Annotated in this window: 2 protein-coding genes; both read right to left on the reverse strand. The window is 30.9% G+C overall.

All coding sequences use genetic code 11. The features are described 5' to 3' along the window. Positions 1 to 288 precede the first annotated feature (288 nt). Positions 289 to 810 carry a hypothetical protein gene (locus H8909_RS13110; RefSeq protein WP_187013143.1) on the reverse strand — a complete coding sequence of 174 codons (522 nt, stop codon included), beginning with the start codon at positions 808 to 810 and terminating at the stop codon, positions 289 to 291. Positions 811 to 908: 98 nt separating this feature from the next. Continuing rightward, complete coding sequence (locus H8909_RS13115) at positions 909 to 1,103, reverse strand: DUF3781 domain-containing protein (protein WP_187013144.1); 195 nt, start codon at positions 1,101 to 1,103, stop codon at positions 909 to 911. Positions 1,104 to 1,235 lie beyond the last annotated feature (132 nt).

Raw genomic sequence — 1,235 nt, forward strand, 5'->3', positions numbered from 1 at the left:
TCATCGATATTACCTCCGGCAAGATAATATCAATAAAATGAAAAAGGACAAAATAATTATGTAGGTTTTCCAACATTCTTATGTTGTCTTTTACCTACATTTTTATTTTATCCTTAGCAAAAGTCAACATCTGGATGTTCCACATCTAAGAAATGACAGAATGTATTAATCAATTTAATGGGAACAAAGGTCAAAGATTCTTTGTCTGTAAATTTCATGTTATCAAGTACCATGAAAATGCTCCTTTCTCTTATGTTTGAAAAAAATAATGCTCTGCACTGCGGAACATTATTTTAATTTTAATGTCTGCAGGATAAGTGCAAGATTATCATTTGTTAAATTGCAGTAGTCGATTAAATTTGCCAGTTTATCACATTGTTCACCGTCACCGATGATTTCAAAACGACTGCGCCAGATGGTTGGTAAGATTCTATCGTCATTATCAGGGTCATAATGACCAAAGGACCGTGTCATGTATTCATAGGCGATAGGGTTGACATCCGGTTTAAAGAAGGTACAAAGACGATTGAATAACCATTCCGGGTCGATGTTGGAGATGAAACCGTCATATCCGTTTGCTCGAATATTATCTTCGAATCCAGCCTGAATGAAAGCTTTCCGGCACTGTTCCTGATATGGTCGATATTTTTTACGAAGTTCAGGATTACGCTGGATGTCTTTAGCTTTGATGCATTTAAAGTCAACATCTGGATGTTCCACATCTAAGAAATGACAGAATGTATTAATCAATTTAATGGGAACAAAGGTCAGAGACTCTTTGTCTGTAAATTTCATGTTATCAAGTACCATAAAAATGCTCCTTTCTGAGTGTAATTATTTTCTGATAATTTGATTATACAATACACATCTCCAGAATAGAAGATGTGTGTTATAAGATAAGTTATAATTTATCTCTTGATATGTGCTGTTATAATTGTGTAACTATATGAATTTATAGTAATTATTATATTTTCTATTTCACAATACCAATTCTTACCTTGTTTATATATATTACAGTTCTTATCTAAAACTTTATTTTTACAATATTCTACTACATCATTTGTATTTAATTTTAGATTTTTTATAATTCTATTAATACCCATTTCAGTAGTATGCGATAGTGTAAAATATTTTGTGTAAATTATGATTTTTCAATTATAGAAAATGGACATATTTCCTAGTAAAATTAAGTCGACCAAAACATTAATCTAAGGAGATATGCCCATGAATTATTT

Origin of the sequence: Catenibacterium faecis, from assembly GCF_014306455.1 — a bacterium.
Classification (GTDB): Bacteria; Bacillota_I; Bacilli_A; order Erysipelotrichales; family Coprobacillaceae; genus Catenibacterium; species Catenibacterium mitsuoka_A.

Excerpts from the sequence above, each read along its gene's own strand:
- H8909_RS13110 (WP_187013143.1), bottom strand. The coding sequence starts at position 810 with ATGGTACTTGATAACATGAAATTTACAGACAAAGAGTCTCTGACCTTT.
- H8909_RS13115 (WP_187013144.1), bottom strand. The coding sequence starts at position 1,103 with ATGGGTATTAATAGAATTATAAAAAATCTAAAATTAAATACAAATGAT.